This window comes from Sinorhizobium sp. P24N7, assembly GCF_042436655.1.
Classification (GTDB): Bacteria; Pseudomonadota; Alphaproteobacteria; order Rhizobiales; family Rhizobiaceae; genus Sinorhizobium; species Sinorhizobium meliloti_A.
In genome coordinates this window covers 1-3893 of the sequence record NZ_JBHMIW010000037.1, presented here as the reverse complement: position 1 = coordinate 3893, position 3893 = coordinate 1, and the positions used below count along the sequence as shown (strand labels likewise).

The following is a 3893-nucleotide window of genomic DNA, read 5'->3' as shown; positions in this document are numbered from 1 at the left end:
GGGAATGTCAGTAGCCGGCGCGCGCACATGACAGGCGACGAGGCGTCCGTCTGGCATTGGCACCAAAGGCGGCACGTCGATGCGGCAGCGCTCGACGGCGAGCGGGCAGCGCGGGTGAAACGCGCAGCCGCTCGGCGGATTGACCGGGCTTGGCACCTCGCCCTCAACCGGCACCTCAAGCCGAACTCGCGTCGGATCCGGTACCGGCGCTGCCGCAATCAGCGCCTCCGTATAGGGGTGGACCGGTTTGGCGAAGAGCGCCTCGCACGACGCGAGCTCGACGATCCGCCCGAGATACATGACAGCCACACGATGCCCGATATGCTCCACGACGCCTAGGTCGTGTGAGATGAAGAGAAAGGCGATGCCCAGTTGCTGCTGGAGATCCATAAGCAGATTCAGGATCTGCGCCTGCACGGAGACATCCAGGGCCGACACCGCTTCGTCTGCGATGATGAGCGCGGGCTGAAGAGAAAGCGCCCGCGCGATGCCGAGCCTCTGGCGCTGGCCGCCCGACAATTGAGACGGCAGCCTGGACATCATCTCAGGCGACATTCCGACCTTTCGAAGCAGGGCCGCGGCCAGCGCTTGGCGCTGCTTTCGGCTGAGGCGCTCAAAATTCTCGACCGGCTCGGTGATGATCTGTCCGACGTTGAGGCGCGGGTTCAGCGACGAGTAAGGATCCTGAAACACCATCTGCATTCGACGACGCGAAGCACGAAGCTCGTGCTTATTGAGACCAGCAATATCGGTTCCGTCGATCAGCACGCGCCCTCCTGTCGGATCCACCAGCCGCATCAAAAGCCGCGCGACGGTGGATTTGCCGCAGCCGGATTCGCCGACGATGCAGAGCGTCTCGCCCGCCTCAACGGAAAAGGATACATCCTCCACCGCCCGCACGACTGGGACGGTCCTCTTCAGGAACCCGGTACCGAGCGGATAATGCTTGGTCAGATTCTCGACTTTCAACAAAGGACCGTTCATGGGCACATGACCTCTTCTGAGCGCCAACAAGCTGCCGCGTGACCCGGCCCGACATCATCGAGAGTAGGCGTCTTATCGCGGCAAATGTCGATAGCGAACGGGCAGCGAGGTGCAAAGCTGCATCCAACAATGGGCTCGCGAAGGCTTGGCACAATGCCGGGAATTTCTGGGAGGCGGCGCTGTCGACCACGCCGCCGGTCAGGCACCGATCGCATGAGGCCCTGAGTGTAGGGATGCGCGGGACGCGCGAACAGATCTATCACGTTCGCTTGTTCTACGATCCGGCCAGCATACATCACGATCACTCGTTGGCATGTTTCCGCGACAACGCCCAGATCGTGCGTGATGAACATCACGGCCGTTCCTGTCCGCTCTTTCAGATCGACGATCAGACGCAGAATTTGCGCCTGGATAGTGACATCAAGCGCAGTGGTTGGCTCATCGGCGATCAACAGTTCCGGTGAGCAGGCGAGAGCCATGGCGATCATGGCGCGTTGGCGCATCCCGCCGGACATTTCATGCGGATAGTTGTTAACGCGCCGCTCGGGGTCCGCGATGCGGACGAGACGGAGCATCTCTTCGGCCTTTGCCATGGCCCCGGAGCGGGACGCTTTTGTGTGGATCTGCACCGCCTCGGCGATCTGGCGGCCGACCGTATAGACCGGGTTCAGGCTCGTCATCGGTTCCTGGAAGATCATGGCGATGCGGTCGCCGCGGATCTTTCGCATCTCTCGCTCCGAGAGTTCCAGGAGGTCGCGACCTCGAAATCGGACCTCACCTCCAACCGTCTCGGCAGTCTGCTTCGGAAGCAACCGAAGCATCGAGAGGGCAGTAACGCTCTTGCCGCAGCCGGACTCACCGACGACGCCGAGCGTCTCCCCTTTTCTCACCTGAAAGCTGATGCCGCCCAGTGCGCGGGTGATGCTCTCTTCGCCGTAAAAATGCGTTTCGAGGTCCCGGACATCGAGAAGCACGCCATCCTCCGCGGTGTTTTGCATCAGCATATTAGCGCCTCCTTGAGCGGGGATCGAACAGATCACGCAGGCCATCACCGAGGAGGTTGACAGCAAGGACCGTGACGGCAAGGCAGATGCCGGGAGCGAAGATCGTTAACGGAGCGATCGCGAGATACAGGCGAGAGCTTGAAATCATATTGCCCCAGCTCGGAATCTCGGCCGGCACGCCCGCGCCCAGGAAGCTCAGCCCGGCCTCCGTCAGAATCGCATCTGCGGAGACTATGGCGCTCTGCACCATAAGCGCCGGGATGGTGCTCGGCAGGATATGCCGCCACAGCACTTTCGGCAGGCGCGCACCGCCGCAGAGAGCGGCCTCCACATAAGGACGCTCCCGAACACTCAGAACCGCCGAACGAACCAGCCGAGTGACGCTTGGCAACTGGGGGATCGTGATTGCGACGATGAGGATACCAATCCCTGGCCCTGTCAGAGAAATAAGGGCGATGGCCAGCAGAATCGTCGGAATCGACATCAGGCCGTCCATGAGCCGCATGACGATACTGTCAAACGCGCGGTTGTAGCCGGCGACGACACCGATCAGAAGGCCGCCCAAAGCCGCGCCGGCCGCCGTTGTCAATCCGACCAAGAGGGAGATCCGGGCTCCGAACACCGTTCGTGCAAAGACGTCGCGGCCCAGATTATCGCTTCCGAACCACAATTCTGCGGAAGGCGGTTGGAGGCGTTTGAAGGGATCGATGTTCAGAGGATCGCCGGCGTAAAGCGGGGCAGCGAGTGCCAGAATGATCAAAAGCGCCAAGAGGCCGCCGCCTGCAAGGACGAGCGGATGCCGCCTTGCCAGACGGGGAAGGTCAGATAGCCGCAGGCGGCCTGTCGGAACGGTTTCGACTGGTTCGGAGAGGAGGATCATAATCAGTACCGGATGCGGGGATCGACCAGGCTGTAGGAAAGATCAACCGCGAGATTTATAAGGACGTACAGCCACGAAACCAGGATGAGCACACCTTGAATAATGGGATAGTCGCGGTTGTTGATCGCATCGACGACCAGACGACCGACACCAGGTATGTTGAACACCGTTTCCGTGACGACGACACCGCCAATCAGACCTGCGAAACTTAAGCCGATCACGGTTAGGATCGGCACACCGGCATTCTTCAAAGCGTGGTGGAAAAGCATGGAATAGGGCGACGCACCCTTGGCAGCGGCCGTTCGCATATAGTCTTCCGATAGCACTTCGAGCATGCTCGCACGCGCGATCCGGGCGATGAAAGCAATGTAGGGAACGCCCAAAGTCACGGTCGGCAGGATCAGGTGCACGAGCCATGGCCCGAAGCCATGGTCAATAGGATGATACCCTTGCACGGGCAGCCAATGTGTGCTGATAGCGAACGCGTATATGAGAAAGAAGCCTGCGACAAACACCGGAATGGAGAAACCAAGTGTCGCGAATGCCATCAGAATGCGATCAACGAGACCGCCAGTCCGCCACGCCGCGAGGACGCCGAAGGAGACCCCAACCGTCACCGAAACGATCATCGTCAGGATCGACAGGGAAATGGTTGGTTCAAGCCGCTGCGATATGAGCTCGATAACCGGTCGTCCGGCAAAGATCGAGGTGCCAAAATCGCCGCCGAGCATATCCCGCACCCAACGTATGAACTGGACCGGCAGCGGATCATTGAGTCCCAGCTGCTCGCGGATGCCGGCGATCATCTCCTCCGTGGCCGACTTGCCGGCGATGATTGCGGCCGGATCGCCAGGTGCCAGCCTGAGAAGCAGGAAAACGAAGAGCCCAACCATCGCCATGACGGCGATGGCCGAGATCATCCTTCGAAGGACATAAGCGGCCATCGCGCTCAGGCCTTCTGCATGTTCCACATCGCGACACGCTGCGGCATCTCGATGAGACCAGTGAGAGTTTTACGGCGCGCA

4 protein-coding genes are annotated in these 3893 nt (G+C 60.6%); all 4 read right to left on the bottom strand.

The genetic code is table 11. The features are described from left to right. Positions 1 to 984 (bottom strand): ABC transporter ATP-binding protein (locus ACFHWW_RS33650; protein WP_379943660.1); only part of this gene is annotated, 984 nt, incomplete at its 3' end. Next, complete coding sequence (locus ACFHWW_RS33645) at positions 981 to 1988, bottom strand: ABC transporter ATP-binding protein (protein ID WP_379943658.1); 1008 nt, start codon at positions 1986 to 1988, stop codon at positions 981 to 983. The genes ACFHWW_RS33650 and ACFHWW_RS33645, both read right to left, overlap by 4 nt. Position 1989: 1 nt before the next feature. After that, positions 1990 to 2868 (bottom strand): ABC transporter permease, encoded by an 879-nt coding sequence (locus tag ACFHWW_RS33640; protein WP_379943656.1) that lies wholly within the window; start codon positions 2866 to 2868, stop codon positions 1990 to 1992. Between the two features lie 2 nt (positions 2869 to 2870). Continuing rightward, positions 2871 to 3812, bottom strand: coding sequence for an ABC transporter permease (locus tag ACFHWW_RS33635; RefSeq protein ID WP_379943654.1), 942 nt, complete (start codon positions 3810 to 3812; stop codon positions 2871 to 2873). Positions 3813 to 3893: the final 81 nt, after the last annotated feature.

Coding starts and splice junctions, on each gene's coding strand:
- ACFHWW_RS33640 (WP_379943656.1), bottom strand. CDS start 2,868: ATGATCCTCCTCTCCGAACCAGTCGAAACCGTTCCGACAGGCCGCCTG.
- ACFHWW_RS33635 (WP_379943654.1), bottom strand. CDS start 3,812: ATGGCCGCTTATGTCCTTCGAAGGATGATCTCGGCCATCGCCGTCATG.
- ACFHWW_RS33645 (WP_379943658.1), bottom strand. CDS start 1,988: ATGCTGATGCAAAACACCGCGGAGGATGGCGTGCTTCTCGATGTCCGG.